The sequence below is a fragment of the Paenibacillus sp. J2R1T-4 genome (assembly GCF_059692235.1).
The window spans coordinates 176533-193423 of record NZ_JCAUBA010000005.1 but is presented as its reverse complement, the minus strand read 5'-3'; the positions used below and the strand labels follow the sequence as shown (position 1 = coordinate 193423).

The following is a 16891-nucleotide window of genomic DNA, read 5'->3' as shown; positions in this document are numbered from 1 at the left end:
AATAGGGAGTGTTACCATTGATAAGAAGAGTCGAGAAGTGGATGGACGAATTGACGCTGGAGCAAAAAATAGCACAGATGATCGTTGTTAGAGGACATGATTTCGCGCAAAAAGCCCGCCAAATGAATGAAGAAGGCAGGATCGGGGCAATCGGGGCGGTTATGTTTACAACGAAAGGGTCGCGCGAATTAGAGGACATAGTATCCTGGGTGAATGAATTTCAATCCGCAGCCTCAGCTCCACTTTTATTTTATTTGGACGCTGAGAACGGTATCGCCGATACATTCAGCATTGGCACATCGTTTCCGACACTGATGGCGCTCGGTGCTACTCGTTCCAAGGAGCTTGCCTACAAAATGGGCTACTGCATTGCTAAGGAAGCCAGAGCCATGGGTTTTGGCGTTGTTAGTAACCCGACAGTGGATGTCAACTCGAATCCCGATAATCCGATCATCAATACCCGAGCGATTAGTGACCGAGTCGACCTAATAGTTGAACTGGCAGCAGAGCTTGTTCGAGGAATGCAAGAGGCTGGAGTGATCCCGACAGCGAAACACTTCCCGGGACATGGTGATACACAAGAGGATTCTCATGTCTCTATGCCAGTGGTTGAGCGCGATAAAGAATATTTGATGAATGTCGATCTTCGACCCTATCGGGAGTTGATCCCAAAAGGTCTGATGGGCATAATGACGGCCCATATTTTGTACCCAGCACTTCTCGCTCCTGAAGAAGAGAAGGTTCCTGCTACATTGTCAAAAACGATAATGACCGATTTGCTGCGTGATGATTTCGGTTTTCAAGGCTTGCTTATTTCCGACAGCTTAACCATGCGAGGAATCAAGACGCATTACGGAATCGAGCGATCGGCTGTTTTGGCTGTGAAGGCGGGGCACGACATCATTCTTCAGGATTATGAATCCGATCCGGAAATTACATTTCGGGCCATTTACAATGCTGTGAATACTGGGGCAATCGGGATCGATCAAATTGATAACTCCGTGAGGAGAATACTCGAAATTAAAGAGAAGTTCAATTTGCTTGATAACAACCTGATTGAATTGGAGGAAGCCAGGAAAATCGTAAGTTCTCAGGAACATGCTGCAGTAGCGGCGGAAATCGCCGACAAGTCTGTAACGGTTCTAGAAGCGGCAAGCTTGCCATTTGCCAACCAAAAAACACTCCTCATCGCTACTAAAGGTGAAGAAGAGGGGATGGAAGCGGAAGATTTAGGTTATGTAGTCAAAGGTAAGACTGGTTATCTCCATTCACAGATCAGTAAGCATGTAAGCGATTTGGAAATGATAGTTGTCAACGAGCATGCTACTGAGGAAGATTTTGCAAAAGTCACACAGACCCTGGCGAGCAATCATTACGATCATGTCATTTACGCGACGTTTGTCAGGGTTCTTTCTTACAAGGAGGGCAGCGGAACGGTCCCCAAGTCTCAGCTGGAGTTGATTGAACTCATCAAGGAACAACATACAGATGCAGCTTTGCTTATTTTTGGGAGCCCATATATTATGAGGAAAATGTCGCCTTATCCCAATTGCATTTGTGCCTATGGTGATTGTGTATACTCCATTGATGCTGTGTTGAAGGTGCTTTATGGCACCATAAAAGCAAATGGCAAACTGCCAGTTACCGTAAACGATAAATATCAATATGGCTACGGCTTATAATTAATAAAGGCGGTTGGGCAGAATTAACGTTCTGGACAACCGCCTTTATTTTCATAAACAGTAACCTACCGGAGCTATTCCTTAACAGAATTCGCGTTCACCACAGGTGTCCTGTTCAAAAATACATGAACTGGCCATCTTGGGGAATGACAACCGAGTCGAGAACATTATGTTGCTCCAGGTATTGGGACAAATCTTTTCTTTTTAACGTACAATGACTAATTGCATCCATATGCACGGCTACAATTTTCGTTGCGGGAGTTATTTTCAAGATCTTAATGATATCTTGAGGGGTCATGGTTATGATCGAACCTAACAGCAACTGAGCCCTTGGTGCATTTAAGATACAAACTTGGGGTTGATATCGTTCAAAAACCTGACTGATAGGATCAGTGAGAATGCAATCCCCTACTATATATAAGGAACCCTCGTCTGGCGTGCTAAGAATATATCCGGATACTGGACCAAGCAGTTTTGATACGACCCCCTTTGCGTGTTGCCCGCTAATCCTCTTAATTTGGATCCCGCACCATTCACTGATATCGTCTATTGTATAAACATTATAGAAGCCCCAGGATTTAACATGTTTTAGGTCCGCAGGTTGGCAAAAGACGGGGATCTTCTTGTTAAGAATCAACTTTGCTGTTTTATCGAAGTGATCGAAATGTACATGAGTTAAGAGTATCGCATCTATATTTTCAAAGGTACTTAACGATACTGGGAGAGGCAAGATTGGGTTTCTGCGTAAAGTCCTCGTAAAAGGAACAGGAGGGAGCTGCCCTGCGTCGCTTAACATAGGGTCGACAAGAATTATTTTCCCGTTCATGGTAATAAGTGTAGCAAGTACATTCGACATTGCTCGAATAATGTAATGAAATATATAGATCATCAGATGCTGAATGTATAAATTATTATAGGGGCAGAATTAATTTTCGTGATAATATTAATCTATGAATATGCCAATTTTAGCAACTAAACTATATATTCCCCTGCCACGTACTAAAGTTGTCCTCCGACCGCGTCTAATGGAGCGGCTGAACGAGGGTCTGGACCGCAAGCTGACCCTCATCTCTGCCTCCGCTGGCTTTGGCAAGACTACGCTGGTCAGCGAATGGGTCGCCGGTTGTGAACGACCAGTCGCATGGCTGTCGCTGGACGAAGGGGATGACGACTCTACACGCTTCCTGACTCACCTTGTCGCTGCTCTGCAAACGATCGCGGAGAATATTGGAGAAGGTGTGGTTAGTGCGCTCCAATCCCCACACCCACCGTCAACCGAATCGATTCTAACGATCCTGCTCAATGAAATCTCAGCCCTCCAGTACAAATTCGTCCTCGTCCTTGACGACTACCATACTATAGGTGCCAAACAGATCGACGATGCCCTCATCTTCCTTCTCGAGCATCTCCCGCCACAGATGCACCTGGTCATCGCCACCCGTGAGAATCCGCAGCTTCCCCTGGGCCGGTTACGCGCCCGAGGCGACTTGACCGAGTTGCGTGCCACCGATCTGCGCTTTACTCCCGTCGAAGCGGTCACGTTCCTCAACCTGGTGATGGGCCTGAGTCTCTCGGCCGACGAAATTACTGCACTGGAGACCCGTACCGAAGGCTGGATTACGGGGCTCCAGCTAGCGGCACTCTCGATGCAGGGGCGCGAGGACATTCCTGCGTTCATTCGGGCATTCGCTGGAGACAATCGGTACATTGTGGACTATCTGGTTGAAGAGGTCCTGCAGCGTCAGCCCGATAATGTCCGGAGCTTCTTACTTCAGACCTCCATTCTCGACCGGTTGCATGGCCCGCTGTGCGATGCTGTTACCGGCCAGGAGGAAGGCAACGCGCGGTTGGTGGCCCTGGAGCGAGGCAACTTCTTTGTCGTTCCATTGGATGACAGGCGCCACTGGTATCGCTATCATCACCTCTTTGCCGAGGTTCTCTCTGCGCATTTGAGGGCGGATCAGCCTGATCAGGTAGCTGCGCTGCATCGGCGTGCGAGCATGTGGTACGAGCAGCATGGCTCGGCGGCCGATGCGATCCGCCACGCGCTGGCAGCCGAGGATTTCGCGCGAGCGGCGGACTTGATCGAGCTGGCCTTGCCAGCCGTGCGCAGGAGTAGACAGGAGGCTGCAGCGCTCAGCTGGCTGAAGGCGCTCCCCGACGAGTTGCTTCACTGCAGGCCTGTGCTCAGCGTCGGGTATGCCTGGGTGTTACTGGCTAGCGGTGAGTTAGAGGCTGCTGAGGGCCGACTGCGTGACGCCGAACGGTGGCTGGGAACGACAGCAGACAAGCGCAAACAACCGAAAGCTCCATTGGATGAGATGGTCATTGTGGACGAAGAGGAATTTCGCCGTCTCCCAGGTTCGATTGCCGTGTACCGTGCCGCGCATGCCCAAGCATTGGGTGATGTACCCGCCGCTATGAAATACGCCCGGCGGGTGCTCGACCTCGCACCTGAGGACGACCATCTCCGGCGCGGAGCGGCAGCTGCGCTCCTGGGACTCGCATCCTGGACAAGCGGAGATCTCGAGGAAGCTCACCGGATGTTCGCCGATGGCATGGCTAGCATGCAGCTGGCCGGGAACATCTCTGACGCAATCGGGGGCTCAATCGCTCTGGCTGATATAAGGATTACGCAAGGTCGACTCCGCCAGGCGATGCGTATCTATGAGCGGGGATTGCAGCTTGCGACGGATCAGGGCGAGCCTGCGATGCGGGGAACGGCAGACATGTACGTGGGAATGAGTGAGCTCTGCCGTGAGCATGACAATCTGCTTGCCGCCACGCAGCACCTGCTGAGAAGCAAGGAGCAGGGCGAGCACACCGGGTTCCCGCAAAACCGGTATCGCTGGCGCGTCGCAATGGCTCGAATACGGGAGGCCGAAGGAGATCTGGACGGTGCGCTCGACCTGCTCCACGAGGCAGAGCATCTGTATGTGAGTGACTTTTTCCCAAATGTGCGTCCTGTAGCCGCGTTGAAGGCACGAGTGTGGGTCGCGCAGGGCAGGTTGGATGAAGCCCTCGAGTGGGCACGGGAGCTTGGCCTGTCCGCCCGGGACGACCTTTGCTACCTGCACGAATTCGAGCACATCACCCTGGCCAGGGTGCTCACGGCCCGGTATAAGAGCGACCGAGCAGACCGCTCCATGCTTGAGGCAATGGGTCTCCTGGAGCGCCTCCTCCAAGCAGCGAAAGAAGGCGAGAGGACGGGAAGCGCGATCGAAATCTTGGTCGTGCTGGCACTTGTTCACTATATGCAAGGCGACATCCCTGCTGCGCTTGTGCCGCTGGAACGCGCCCTGACACTGGCTGAGCCAGAGGGCTACTTCCGCATCTTTGTGGACGAAGGTCGACCTATGGCGGCCCTGCTGGAAGCGGCCGTGAAACAAGGGATCGCCCTGAACTATGTCCGTCACCTCCTGACAGCCTATGACAAGGCAGAGGGCAGAACACCTGCCAAACAGGTAATGATCGAGCCACTCAGCGAACGTGAACGTGACGTGCTTCGGCTGCTCGGAACCGACTTGAGTGGCCCGGAAATTGCCCGCGAACTCATGGTGTCCCTGAACACCCTCCGAACCCATACCAAGAACATTTACGAGAAGCTTGAGGTGAACAACCGTCGGGCAGCAGTCCGTCGGGCGGAGGAACTCGATTTGTTCTAGCAAGCCCTTATATACCACCCCCCAAAAAGGAATTCACTCCGACCCTGGCAGGTTTAGCAAACCGTGCCGGGGCTTTTTCTCATTCCCCATAGCCTCCCGATTGACAAATCACCACATCAATCACCACATGTGGTGATGCCGTCTCACCACATGAACGTGTATCTTCTAATTAAGAAAGGAACGACGATGTGGAGATACATCCACAGGAGAAACATGAAGGAGACGCAAAATGAGTCAAACAAATGTATCAATTGAGGACCATCACGAGCATGGACAGTACGAAATTCGCTCCAAGGGACCGGCACAAATCACAATTGTTCGAAAAAGGAGAGAAACATATGAATTCCAATCGTAAGACCGCAGTTATTAACGGAAACAACCAGGAGAGCAAAATGAAGATAACAACCTCGAGCCTCATCCGTTGGGCAGGTCTATCAGCTATGGTGGCAGGGATAATTTACGTGGTTGTTGTTGGGATGTTCCATCAAGCTAACATTGTTTCGTCAGTCACCACCACCCAATGGGCAATCGTCCACGCCTTGGCCACCGCCATGTGCTTCTTCTTCCTGCTGGGCATTACGGGGCTCTACGCCAGGCAAGTTAAAGAGGCTGGGTGGCTTGGTCTGGTCGGCTTTCTCCTGTATAGCCTCAGTTGGGTGCTCACAGTACCTTTTACCTTCGCCGAAGTTACTATCTTGCCGCTGTTGGCGACCGAGGCGCCGACGCTTGCGGAGGGCTTCATAGGGGCCTTTACCAACTCCGCCGGTGATACGAACTTCGAAGTCCTCGCAAATCTATGGACGCTAACAGGGTCCCTGTATATCCTCGGCGGCCTGCTGTTTGGCATCGCGACATTCCGTGCTGGCATCCTGCCGCGCTTGGCGGCCGGTCTGCTTGCCGTCGGGTCCGTGTTGTCCCCCGTGGCTGCGTTGCTTCCGCCCGAGCACGAGCCGAAAGTTGCGGTGCCGGTGGGGATAGCTTTGGCCTGGCTGGGCTATGCGCTCTGGTCGGAACGGCGCAAGCAAGCCTCGGAACCCGTCGAAAAATGAAAGTGAATAACTTCAATGAAGATCAAGCCTCTAATGTGCCCCAGCCCAATGAATTAGGGAAACCCATGACACAGATAACCAAAGTGTCGGCAAAAGCAGGTTCGGCAAAGTGGCACGTCGCTGCACTGCTCTTGCTAGGCGCCCTTCCACTCGTCTTCGGCGCCTTCCGCGTAACGGAGCTAGTCGGCGGTGCGGAAATTATGCCGGCCGACGCACGGTTCTCTGCGTCGCCCCTGCCGATAGTGCTGCATATCCTGTGTGCAGCTGTATTTGCCATCCTGGGCCCGTTCCAGTTCGCTTCCGGTTTCCGGCGGCGCAGGCCCGGCTGGCACCGTGCGGCCGGGAAGCTCCTGATTATATGCGGACTGCTGGTTGGGCTCTCAGCGCTGTGGATGACCCTTTTCTATACCCGGAAGGATGGCACTGGTGAACTGCTTTATGCATTGCGGCTTCTGTTTGGGTCGGCTATGGTCGTGTCCATCGTCCTCAGCTTTAACACGATCCGGCGAGGGGACGTGATCAGGCACCGCGCATGGATGATGCGCGGCTACGCGATCGGACTTGGTGCTGGCACGCAGGTGCTGACCCTGATGGCCGGGGAATTGATCATCGGCCCGCCGAGTGAGCTCAGTGAAGCGCTACTGATGGGCGCGGGCTGGGTGATCAACCTCGCCGTGGCTGAAGGGGTCATCCGCAAGCGGCCGGCCCCTCACAAACAACAAAAAAGCTAACAAAGGAGAGGTAATGTCAAATAATCAAAATTCCATAACGGATGCAAATGATTCTATCGTCTATCAAATCAGGATCAAGGGACATCTGGGTCCTGTTTGGACCGACTGGTTCGAAGGCCTCACCATACAGCTTGAAGAGAACGGTAATACGCTATTAACAGGTCCAGTTGATCAGGCTGCATTGCATGGATTCTTAAGAAAAGTCCGTGATTTGGGAATGCCATTAATCTCGGTCAGTCGTGTTAAATAATAAATAAAGGAGAGAAACCCATGAATCTACCTATTCTGCAGCTTCGCAATGTAACGAAAAGGGTTGGCAGCAAAACGATTATTGATGGTTTGAGCTTAGAAGTGCCGAAGGGTGAGGTGTTTGGTTTTCTTGGCCCGAATGGTGCTGGGAAAACAACGACGATCCGTATGGTGGTTGGCTTGATGAAGATTAGTGAAGGTGAAATTGTGATCGATGGGGAAAGCATTACGAAAAATTTCGAAAGCGCGATTGCAAAAGTAGGGGCAATTGTTGAAAATCCGGAGATGTATAAGTATTTGACGGGTTATCAAAATCTGATTCATTTTGCCCGCATGTCTCCAGGTGTGACGAAGGAACGCATTCAAGAAGTAATTACGTTAGTTGCTTTGGAAAATCGCATTCATGATAAGGTGAAGAACTATTCACTTGGCATGCGGCAAAGATTAGGTGTTGCCCAAGCGCTGCTGCACAAGCCCAAATTACTCATTCTCGATGAGCCAACGAATGGCCTAGATCCTGCCGGTATACGGGAACTCCGCGATTATTTGCGCAAGCTGACGCAAGTTGAAGGGACTTCTGTCGTCGTTTCCAGCCATTTGTTATCAGAGATGGAGTTGATGTGTGACCGCGTAGCCATTATTAAGAACGGCAAGGTCATCGATGTTCGCCTTATAAAAGAATATGCCAACACGGACGACCTGATTAAAGTGGTTTTCGAAGTGAATCAGAAGGAACTGGCGCAGCATGTCCTTAAATCTGCTCCTTCCTTTAACACTACTCTTGTAGAAGATGGGTTGGAGCTTTTGCTGGATCAGGAGCAAATTGCTGATGTGAATGCACGATTGGTTCAAGCCGGCGTTAGAGTGTACAGCATGAAAAAGCAAATTCAAACGCTTGAAGATAAATTCCTGGAAATGACTGGGAGTGATCAAATTGCTTAATCTTATTCTCAACGAAAATATGAAAATTTATCGCCGTCTCCGCACCTGGATTTTAGTGTCGGTAGTCATAGTCATAACCGCTACTATGCTGATTGTTGCTCATAATACAAACAAGCTTCCCCAAGCTAACGATGATTGGAAAACAACAATCCAACATCAAATAGATGAAAACAAACGAACATTGGTACAAACAGAACTACCAGCAGCAGTGAGAACTGATATTGAGGCTAAGTTGAACGTAGCTCAGTACCGATTGGAGCATAACAAACCTCCAACGGATCGATCGTTGTGGGGCGGAGTATTGAATGCGGCGCAAATGATTAGTTTGGTTACTATTTTCACCGTGGTTATTGCGGCAGATAGCGTAGCAGGGGAATTTAGCGGAGGGACGATCAAAATGCTATTGATTCGTCCGGCCTCACGTTCGAAAATATTGTTAGCCAAATATATATCGACATTTGCCTTCGCTGTGTTACTGCTTGTTGCACTATTCGGATCGGCCTTCTTGATTTCCTGTATGCTGGAAGGATTTAGCAATGTGGGTGCGCCATACATTTATGCTGCCAGTGACGGCATCGTACATGAAGTAAATATGGTAGGGCACGTGTTAAGCACCTACGGTTATCAGTGCATTCAATTGATCATGATCGTAACGATGGCATTTATGATCTCCACTGTATTCCGCAGCAGTTCGATCGCAATTGCATTCTCTCTTGGCAGTATGTTCCTTGGGTTCGCCATAGGGCATTTCCTGACCCAATATAGTTGGGCCAAATATTATTTGTTTTCGAACATCGATTTGACCCAATATTTGAATGACAGTCCTATTATCGAAGGTATGACCCTGCAATTTTCAATTTTAGTGCTAACCGTCTACTTTCTCATTTTTAACATGCTGTCGTGGGGAGTTTTCAAACAAAGGGATGTTGGTGCGTAAAATGAAAGCTATTGTAGCAACCAAATACGGACCACCGGAGGTTCTCCAGCTTAAAGAGGTCGAAAAACCTACGCCCAAAGACCATGAAATATTGGTAAAAGTGCATGCGACAACCGTAAACGTAGGGGATTGTAGAATGCGAAGTTTTACAGTTCCTCCCATGTTCTGGATCCCCGGTCGAATCGCTTTAGGTTTCAGAAAACCAAGAAATCCGATATTCGGAATGGAACTAGCCGGTGAAGTTGAAGCCGTGGGCAAAGATGTAAAACGGTTCAAGGCAGGTGACCAGGTATTCGCATCGACCTTCAAGGTGAATTTTGGTGCCCACGCCGAGTATAAATGCCTGCCCGAAGACGGGGCGGTGGCAGCAAAACCGAACAATTTGACCTATGAAGAGGCCGCTGCTCTTTCTATTGGAGCAAATACCGCCCTTATTTTCCTCAAAAAAGGCAACATCCAGCCCGGACAAAAAGTTCTTATCAATGGCGCTTCAGGAAGTGTAGGGACTTTTGCGGTGCAGCTGGCCAAGTACTTTGGAGCAGTAGTTACCGGTGTGTGCAGTACTGTGAATGTTCAAATGGTAAAATCACTAGGAGCTGACAAGGTAATAGACTATACGCTAGATGATTTTACGAAAAACGGAGAGACTTACGACATTATCTTTGACACGGTAGGCAAGACTACGTTTTCACAATGTAAAAGCTCGCTGAAGATCAAAGGACATTATCTCAATACGGTCAAAGGTGGGACAGCAGTCCCGAGCAAAGAAGCTCTGGTTTTTGTCAAAAATCTTGTTGAGACGGGCCGGCTGAAACCAGTTATTGATCGCTGCTACCCTCTAAATCAAATTGTAGAGGCGCACCGGTATGTCGAACAAGGCCACAAAAAGGGAAATGTCGTCATCACGATGTAACATCATATTAAAGCTGCTCAATATGGAGGTATAAGAATATGTTCGTAGGTGATGAATCTCTAGATATTGACACATTAGTCATCGGAGCTGGCCCTGGCGGATATGCGGCTGCAATCCGCGCAGCCCAGCTGGGACAATCCGTCCTGTGCGTGGATAAACAATATGTGGGCGGCGTTTGCTTGAACGTCGGCTGCATTCCTTCCAAGGCGCTGATTTCCGCCGCCCATCAATACGAATCGATTGCCCACGGCGTGGCGATCGGTATTGAAGCAAGCGAAGTGAAGGTCAACTGGCCGAAGGTTCAAGAATTCAAGAACGGCGTGGTCAAGAAACTGACGGGCGGCGCTGCTTCACTCCTGAAGGGAAACAAGGTTGAATTCTTCAGCGGCGAAGTCAAGTTCATTAACGAGAACGAAGTGCGCGTCTTCAACGACCAGGAAGCGTCCCGTTACCGCTTCAAGAACTGTATCATCGCTACCGGCTCGCGCCCGATCGAGCTTAAGGCATTCCCGTTCGGCGGACGCATCATCTCCTCTACGGAAGCACTGTCCCTGCCTAAGGTTCCGAAGAGTCTCGTTGTTATCGGAGGTGGTTATATTGGCGTAGAGCTCGGACAGATGTACGCTAAGTTCGGTACGAAGGTAACCATCATAGAAGGACTGGATTCCATTCTTCCAGGCTTCGATAAGGACATGTCCAAGCTGGTCGCGAGGAAGCTCAAGAGCAATGGGGTGGAGACGTTCACAGGTGCCCATGCGAAGAGTGCGGAGCAGACCGACAAGGACGTGACCGTGACCTTCTCCGTAGACGGTAAAGACCAACAGGTTACTGCAGATTATCTGCTAGTAACCGTCGGCCGCCGGCCGAATACGGACGGCGGGCTCGGTCTGGATCTGATCAACATCAAGATGGCCGACCGTGGCCTGATCGAGATAGATGACCAGTGCCGGACCAGCGTTCCACATATATATGCAATCGGCGACATCGTTTCCGGACCTGCGCTGGCACACAAGGCCTCTTATGAAGCCAAGGTAGCCGCGGAAGCGATCGCCGGTCATCCATCGAAGATCGATTACAAGTGCATTCCGCTGGTCGTCTTCTCCGATCCGGAATGCGCAAGCGTCGGCTTCAGCGAAATCGAAGCGAAGAGCAAGGGTCATAACGTGAAGATCGGACGGTTCCCGTTCAACATCAACGGCCGCGCGCTCTCACTCCATGCAACGGAAGGCTTCGTCAAGCTGGTGTCGGATGCGGATAACGGCCTTGTGCTCGGAGCGCAAATCGTTGGACTGGAAGCTTCCAACCTGATTGCAGAGCTTGGACTTGCCATCGAGATGGGGGCGACTATGGAAGATATTGCGCTTACGATCCACGGTCACCCGACACTTGGCGAAATCGTGATGGAAGCGGCGGAGGTCGGCCTAGGCCACCCGATCCATACCATGGTTAAATAAGGTTTGACTCCTGTCGGAAGAGGAGGTTTGCCGCATGCGTGCGGCAGGCCTCCTTTTTCAAATCATTCAAAATATTTGGTGAACCTACAATTCTTGCAATTGCCCTGACTTCCGGCGCCGCCAACTCATGAATAACAAGGACAATGCAATTACTGTGAGGATAATCCCAAGCACTTGCAACCCCCCGGCGCTGAACTTATCTCCCATTACGATGCCTATCAACAATGAAGAGAGAATGGTTCCCAGGTATCTGGATGTATTAAATAATCCGGATGTTACACCGATTATTTCTTTTGGAGAACTTTTGAACAGGGCTGCCTGCATAGCGACATTGTTCAACCCGTTGCTAATACCGAATGCAGCTAAAGCCAGACACACACTGATAACCGGTGAAGTTTGATTCAATGTCACGAGCCACACCGACCCTAATGTCATCAAAATTCCGGACACGAGCAATGCTGGTCGTGGTCCTGATTTATCGATCCATCGTCCTGCTGTTGGGGAAACAACGAGCGAGCATAAGCCTAAGCTTAGCATGAGAATCCCTGTATGGAACTCGCTGACATGACGTACCATTTGCAAGTAAGACGGAAGCCCGAAAAAGAGCGAGTAAAAAAGTACGTTAACGAGCATGAATTCGACATTGACCCAAGTCATTGCAGGGTATTTGGCGAATGTGCGCAAAGGAATAAAGGGTGACGTCGCTTTTAACTCATGTCGTACGAAAGCCGTAAGCAGCACGAGGCCTATCAGCCCGACAATGACATGCCCAAATGAGACATGCCCAGATGATTTTGCTGTCAGTAATCCAACGAGTAGGGCAACCAGACCCACTGTGAAGAGCAGGATCCCTGGCGCATCAATCAAATCAAACCATTTACGAAAGGACATGTTGCGTGCAACGGATGTTGGCGGTTCGTCCTTAGGAATAGTCCTCCAAGCTAATAGAAAGCTCGCCACCACGAAAGGAATATTAACGAAGAAGATAGCAGGCCAATCCCACCAGTGAATCAAGACCCCGCCAATAAAGGGTCCAATTGCTGCCGCTCCTGATAGAAATATGGACATAACTGATAGCGCAGTCGCTTGTTTCTCCGTAATATGAATTCGCACAATGGCCATTCCAACCGCAACCATCATGCTTGTTCCGATAGATTGCACAATGCGGAATACGATGAGCCACCCAAAGTTTGGTGATAGCGGAGCTAATAATGATGCAACGAAGGATACAACAAGACCGGTAAGAAATATCCTCCTGCGACCAAATAAATCGCTGGCCTTCCCCATGACTGGTTGAGCGATAGCACTCGCAATGTAGAAAGAAAAAATAATCCAGGAAACAACTGTAAAGTCAAGATGGTACACATTTTGCAGCCTTGCAATGGCAACAGCAATCATCGAAGAATTTAATGGGTTTAATAGCACCCCTAGTCCAACGGAAATCAGCAACCAGCTGCTGCGAACATTCATTTTTGGCCCTCCCCCCAAAGTGTTTTGTTGTCATCGTACTTGAAATCAATTATTTATTCCAACGCATTATATGTTATGATTTCATTGACTTGAAGGAATGAGGGAGGGTGTGAAATGGAACTTCTTCAACTGCAATATTTTCTCGCGGTAGCTCGATTGGAACATGTGACCGAAGCTGCACGAAGTCTGCACGTTACTCAATCGTCACTAAGCAAAACGATTCAACGCTTGGAAGAGGATCTAGGGGTCCCTCTATTCGACCGAATAGGGAGGAAGCTACGATTGAATGAGTTCGGAAGCAGATTCCTTCGTCGTGCAGAGAGGGCGTTGTTTGAATTGGAACAGGGAAAACAGGAGATTAGCGATTTATCCAGCCCGGAACGCGGCACACTCGAATTGGCGGTGACTACCGCAAGCACGTTACCCAATATCCTTCGAGAGTTTCGGAAAAAACGGCCCTATATCCAATTTCATGTGCAAATGCTGACCACGCAGGAAATGGTTACGCGTCTTAATAGAGGAGAAGTCGATTTCTGCTTGTCTTCACCTCCTGTAGAAGGGGATGACATTGAATGTCAAATCGTGTTCATCGATCCAATCCTTGTAGCTGTTCCAAAGGGGCATCGGCTGGCAGTTCGGAGTAGCGTATCCTTGACAGAACTAAGGGATGAGTGGTTTGTCGGTGTAAAGAGAGGCTACGGTATACGCAATTTAGTGGACTCTGTATGCAATTCGGTTGGATTTGTACCTCAATATGTGTATGAGGGGGATGAACCTGCAAGGTTAAGCACTCTTGTGGAAGCAGAAATTGGCATAGCCTTCATACCAAGCACGGCGAGGAATTCACGGGAACATATCAAATATATCCAAGTAGAGAATCACGAATTGGTACGGGAAATAGCTTTATTATGGCACAGGAGTCGTTACATTTCGCGAGCTGCTCTGGAATTCCGTGAGGTCGTTGTAGAATATTTTGCTGGTAACCCCTAACCATTTTCTTGAAGAGGCAGCTCTGTGGTTGAAAAGTAAGGGTCAAAAAAAGCTTTTGGACAAATATGCCCAAAAGCTCTTTTTATTGCGGATAAAGTTTCTCTAATGCATCTCTTTGAGGCTCTCTTATATGAATAAGAGGTCGAATGCTCTTTGCCATATTTTCAGCAGCTTCAATCGTTGAGGCTTTCCCAAGTTCTATTAGTGTTCCAATTGCGACTGCTCCTGTACGTCCTTTTCCGCCGCCGCAGTGAAAACCAACTTTCTTGCCTTCTTTATAGGCGCTAACCACTTGATCAATCGCCTCTTTGAACAACAGTTGTTGTGGAACATCAGCGTTATCTCCGATCGGTACTTGAATCCATTGGACATTCGGGCTAGGGTATGCGCTGCCCGAGGATTCTCCCCGCAGATCGACGATCACTTCAATTTGCTCGTTGTTCACCATATCCTCGATGTCGGATGCTCCGCCCATAAATATTTTATTGTCCACTAAGCTTTGATATTTCTTTTCCATAGACAATCCCCCTTCATTGTATTTCCCTGACTCTACAAATTGAACGATGCGGCTTTTTATTGAGTCGCGTACTTCGCGGAACTTAGCAGTAATTTCTTCTTCTGTACCTGTCGCCTTTGCTGGGTCTTCGAATCCCCAATGCCATTTCACAACGTTTTTGTTCGATATAACGGGGCAGTGTTCATCTGCATGTCCACACAGCGTGATTACATAATCAGCGTTGTTCAATATTTCTGGATCAATGACATCGGATGTATGGCCGGTGATGTCCAAGCCTGCTTCTTTCATGGTTTGCACAGCTCGGGGGTTTAATCCGTGCGCTTCAAGACCTGCACTTTTCACCTCGAATTTGTCGCCGCCGAGCGCCTTCAAGAATCCGTCCGCAATTTGGCTTCTGCATGAATTTCCTGTGCAAAGAAAGTAAACTAACGGTTTTTTCTCCATGTCGTAAAACTCCTTTAAAGTTTGATTTTATGAGTCAAACGCTTTGTTGGCTTTTTCTTCCCTGTTTACTCTTTTGAGCCGATAGAAAGATATATGCGACAAACGTAAGGACAAGAGTAATTACACCGATAGGAATCCAAAGATTCATCGTGTAAGTGTCAATGAATTTAAGCCATAAGTAGAGACCAGTGAGCGTTATGAGTAGAGTTGGAACAGTCAATATAATACCAATTTTGAAGTAATACCCCCAAGTGATTTTAACGCCCTTTTGGGACAAGACGTGAAGCCACAACAATGTTGCCAAAGAGCCGATCGGTGTGATTTTCGGACCAAGGTCGGACCCGATTACATTCGCATAAATCATGGACTCTTTTATGATTCCTTGTGCGTTAGTACCGTTAATGGCAAGTGCGTCAATCATGACAGTGGGCATATTGTTCATGATGGAGGACAATATGGCGGCAATGAAACCCGTACCTAGGGTGGAGGCGAACAATCCATTGAGAGATATGTTTTCAATGACATCTCCCAATACGTCTGTGAGCCCTGCATTTCTAAGCCCGTATACAACCACGTACATGCCAATAGAGAAAATGACAACCGCCCAAGGTGCCCCTTTGACGAGCTTCATAGTATGGATGACTGGGCTTTTTCGCGCTGCAAGCAGGAATACAATCGCAGCTGCTCCCGCGATAATAGAGACAGGGAGAGCGATATATTCGCTTAGGAAATAGGCAGCGAGTAAGATGCTCAATACAACCCAAGACATGCGGAATAGCTTCAAATCTCGAATGGCTTCATGAGGCCTTTTAAGCTGTGTGAAATTGTATTTCTGAGGGATGCTTTTTCTGAAATACAAGGATAAGACGAACAAACTTGCAAGGACGGAGAAAAAATTCGGTACGATCATACGGCTCGCGTACTCGGCGAAACCAATCCCAAAATAATCGGCTGAGACGATGTTCACCAGGTTGCTAACGACTAGCGGCAGAGACGCTGTATCAGCAATAAAACCACTAGCCATTATAAAAGGTAAAACCATTTTATCCTCAAATTTCAAAGCCCGAACCATCGCTAGAACGATTGGCGTGATGATGAGTGCTGCGCCGTCATTGGCAAATAACGCTGCGACCGCTGCTCCTAGCATGATGATGTAGGCAAACATTAACGTGCCATTTCCGTTAGCCAGACGTGCCATATGAAGGGCTGCCCATTCGAAAAATCCGATTTCGTCCAATATTAGCGAGATCAAGATGATCGCGACAAAAGCCAAAGTCGCGTTCCAGACGATTCCCGTAACGGTAACGACGTCCGAGAAACTGACTACGCTAAACGCCAACGCGAGAATGGCACCGCCCGCAGCAGACCAACCAATATTCAAGCCTTTAGGCTGCCAAATGACAAATATAAGCGTCAGCAAAAAAATGAAAAATGCAATGTAACCCATGATTTCCTCCAAGATTTCAGCATTGAACGCTTTTCAGTTTATCTACTTGTTCTTTTAAGGATGGAACGTGCTCCAATACTGCCTGAATATAGGGTTTGTCGCTCACATTTAAAGAATAGTACACCCATTGACCTTTTTTGGTCTCACTGAGCAGTCCAGAAACCTTCAATTTTCGGAGATGTTGGCTCGCATTTGGTTGGGATGTGCCCAATAGTTCAACGATGTCGCAGACACAGAGTTCGCGTTCCTTCAAAAGTGTCAAAATAGTGAGTCGGGTTTTGTCCCCCAGAAGCTTAAGATTTTCCGCCATTTCTTCAATGTTGTCCATCTAAATCCCCTTTCCTTGGAACTGGAATGTTCAGATCTTTAATCAGGTCCATTACTTTACAATTCGCTTCGGC

General features: G+C 48.9%; 15 protein-coding genes and 1 pseudogene. 10 read left to right on the top strand and 6 right to left on the bottom strand.

The window, feature by feature from the left end:
* Positions 1-17: 17 nt before the first annotated feature.
* The gene (locus AC58QD_RS11380; RefSeq protein ID WP_497333165.1) at positions 18-1682 is read left to right on the top strand and encodes a glycoside hydrolase family 3 protein; all 1665 of its coding nucleotides are present in this window, start codon (positions 18-20) and stop codon (positions 1680-1682) included.
* A gap of 115 nt (positions 1683-1797) precedes the next feature.
* Here AC58QD_RS11380 and AC58QD_RS11375 read toward each other — a convergent pair whose 3' ends face one another.
* Complete coding sequence (locus AC58QD_RS11375; protein ID WP_497333423.1) at positions 1798-2508, bottom strand: MBL fold metallo-hydrolase; 711 nt, start codon at positions 2506-2508, stop codon at positions 1798-1800.
* Positions 2509-2707: 199 nt separating this feature from the next.
* On the opposite strand from AC58QD_RS11375, the gene AC58QD_RS11370 reads away from it, so the two are divergent.
* The 8 genes from AC58QD_RS11370 to lpdA all read left to right on the top strand — a co-directional run bounded on the left by AC58QD_RS11370 (position 2708) and on the right by lpdA (position 11622).
* Positions 2708-5347, top strand: coding sequence for a winged helix-turn-helix domain-containing protein (locus AC58QD_RS11370; RefSeq protein WP_497333163.1), 2640 nt, complete (start codon positions 2708-2710; stop codon positions 5345-5347).
* 338 nt (positions 5348-5685) lie between these two features.
* A complete protein-coding gene (locus tag AC58QD_RS11365; RefSeq protein WP_497333161.1) occupies positions 5686-6396 on the top strand; it encodes a hypothetical protein in 711 nt (236 codons plus the stop codon).
* Positions 6393-7127 (top strand): DUF2306 domain-containing protein, encoded by a 735-nt coding sequence (locus AC58QD_RS11360; protein WP_497333159.1) that lies wholly within the window; start codon positions 6393-6395, stop codon positions 7125-7127. Before AC58QD_RS11365 ends, AC58QD_RS11360 begins: the two co-directional genes overlap by 4 nt.
* A gap of 13 nt (positions 7128-7140) precedes the next feature.
* Positions 7141-7377: a DUF8691 family protein gene (locus AC58QD_RS11355; RefSeq protein WP_497333157.1), complete on the top strand. Its 237-nt coding sequence runs from the start codon at positions 7141-7143 to the stop codon at positions 7375-7377.
* Between the two features lie 20 nt (positions 7378-7397).
* Positions 7398-8318 carry an ABC transporter ATP-binding protein gene (locus AC58QD_RS11350; RefSeq protein ID WP_497333155.1) on the top strand — a complete coding sequence of 307 codons (921 nt, stop codon included), beginning with the start codon at positions 7398-7400 and terminating at the stop codon, positions 8316-8318.
* The gene (locus AC58QD_RS11345; RefSeq protein ID WP_497333153.1) at positions 8311-9255 is read left to right on the top strand and encodes an ABC transporter permease; all 945 of its coding nucleotides are present in this window, start codon (positions 8311-8313) and stop codon (positions 9253-9255) included. Before AC58QD_RS11350 ends, AC58QD_RS11345 begins: the two co-directional genes overlap by 8 nt.
* A 1-nt stretch (position 9256) precedes the next feature.
* Positions 9257-10168 (top strand): NAD(P)-dependent alcohol dehydrogenase, encoded by a 912-nt coding sequence (locus tag AC58QD_RS11340; protein ID WP_497333151.1) that lies wholly within the window; start codon positions 9257-9259, stop codon positions 10166-10168.
* A gap of 38 nt (positions 10169-10206) precedes the next feature.
* Complete coding sequence (gene lpdA / locus AC58QD_RS11335) at positions 10207-11622, top strand: dihydrolipoyl dehydrogenase (protein WP_497333149.1); 1416 nt, start codon at positions 10207-10209, stop codon at positions 11620-11622.
* Positions 11623-11706: 84 nt separating this feature from the next.
* Here the strand turns inward: lpdA and AC58QD_RS11330 are convergent, their stop codons facing one another.
* Entirely contained in the window at positions 11707-13092 is a 1386-nt protein-coding gene (locus AC58QD_RS11330) for an MFS transporter (protein WP_497333147.1), read from the bottom strand.
* A 114-nt stretch (positions 13093-13206) separates the two neighbouring features.
* Between AC58QD_RS11330 and AC58QD_RS11325 the strand changes: the two genes are divergently transcribed.
* Complete coding sequence (locus AC58QD_RS11325; protein ID WP_497333145.1) at positions 13207-14082, top strand: LysR family transcriptional regulator; 876 nt, start codon at positions 13207-13209, stop codon at positions 14080-14082.
* A gap of 82 nt (positions 14083-14164) precedes the next feature.
* On the opposite strand, the gene AC58QD_RS11320 is transcribed toward AC58QD_RS11325, so the two are convergent.
* From AC58QD_RS11320 to AC58QD_RS11305, 4 genes and pseudogenes are all read right to left on the bottom strand, one after another.
* Positions 14165-14557: a protein-tyrosine phosphatase family protein gene (locus tag AC58QD_RS11320; RefSeq protein ID WP_497333421.1), complete on the bottom strand. Its 393-nt coding sequence runs from the start codon at positions 14555-14557 to the stop codon at positions 14165-14167.
* Positions 14558-14620: 63 nt separating this feature from the next.
* A pseudogene (gene arsC, locus AC58QD_RS11315) lies at positions 14621-15043 on the bottom strand (arsenate reductase (thioredoxin)); the annotation flags it as partial.
* A gap of 34 nt (positions 15044-15077) precedes the next feature.
* A complete protein-coding gene (locus tag AC58QD_RS11310) occupies positions 15078-16490 on the bottom strand; it encodes an arsenic transporter (protein WP_497333143.1) in 1413 nt (470 codons plus the stop codon).
* 16 nt (positions 16491-16506) lie between these two features.
* The gene (locus AC58QD_RS11305; protein ID WP_497333141.1) at positions 16507-16818 is read right to left on the bottom strand and encodes an ArsR/SmtB family transcription factor; all 312 of its coding nucleotides are present in this window, start codon (positions 16816-16818) and stop codon (positions 16507-16509) included.
* Positions 16819-16891 lie beyond the last annotated feature (73 nt).

What these genes read in the sequence shown, in the direction of transcription:
- AC58QD_RS11360 (WP_497333159.1), top strand. Translation starts at nt 6,393, where the DNA reads ATGAAAGTGAATAACTTCAATGAAGATCAAGCCTCTAATGTGCCCCAG.
- lpdA (WP_497333149.1), top strand. Translation starts at nt 10,207, where the DNA reads ATGTTCGTAGGTGATGAATCTCTAGATATTGACACATTAGTCATCGGA.
- AC58QD_RS11305 (WP_497333141.1), bottom strand. Translation starts at nt 16,818, where the DNA reads ATGGACAACATTGAAGAAATGGCGGAAAATCTTAAGCTTCTGGGGGAC.
- AC58QD_RS11350 (WP_497333155.1), top strand. Translation starts at nt 7,398, where the DNA reads ATGAATCTACCTATTCTGCAGCTTCGCAATGTAACGAAAAGGGTTGGC.
- AC58QD_RS11310 (WP_497333143.1), bottom strand. Translation starts at nt 16,490, where the DNA reads ATGGGTTACATTGCATTTTTCATTTTTTTGCTGACGCTTATATTTGTC.
- AC58QD_RS11365 (WP_497333161.1), top strand. Translation starts at nt 5,686, where the DNA reads ATGAATTCCAATCGTAAGACCGCAGTTATTAACGGAAACAACCAGGAG.
- AC58QD_RS11370 (WP_497333163.1), top strand. Translation starts at nt 2,708, where the DNA reads ATGGAGCGGCTGAACGAGGGTCTGGACCGCAAGCTGACCCTCATCTCT.
- AC58QD_RS11320 (WP_497333421.1), bottom strand. Translation starts at nt 14,557, where the DNA reads ATGGGCGGAGCATCCGACATCGAGGATATGGTGAACAACGAGCAAATT.
- AC58QD_RS11375 (WP_497333423.1), bottom strand. Translation starts at nt 2,508, where the DNA reads ATGAACGGGAAAATAATTCTTGTCGACCCTATGTTAAGCGACGCAGGG.
- AC58QD_RS11355 (WP_497333157.1), top strand. Translation starts at nt 7,141, where the DNA reads ATGTCAAATAATCAAAATTCCATAACGGATGCAAATGATTCTATCGTC.
- AC58QD_RS11340 (WP_497333151.1), top strand. Translation starts at nt 9,257, where the DNA reads ATGAAAGCTATTGTAGCAACCAAATACGGACCACCGGAGGTTCTCCAG.
- AC58QD_RS11325 (WP_497333145.1), top strand. Translation starts at nt 13,207, where the DNA reads ATGGAACTTCTTCAACTGCAATATTTTCTCGCGGTAGCTCGATTGGAA.
- AC58QD_RS11330 (WP_497333147.1), bottom strand. Translation starts at nt 13,092, where the DNA reads ATGAATGTTCGCAGCAGCTGGTTGCTGATTTCCGTTGGACTAGGGGTG.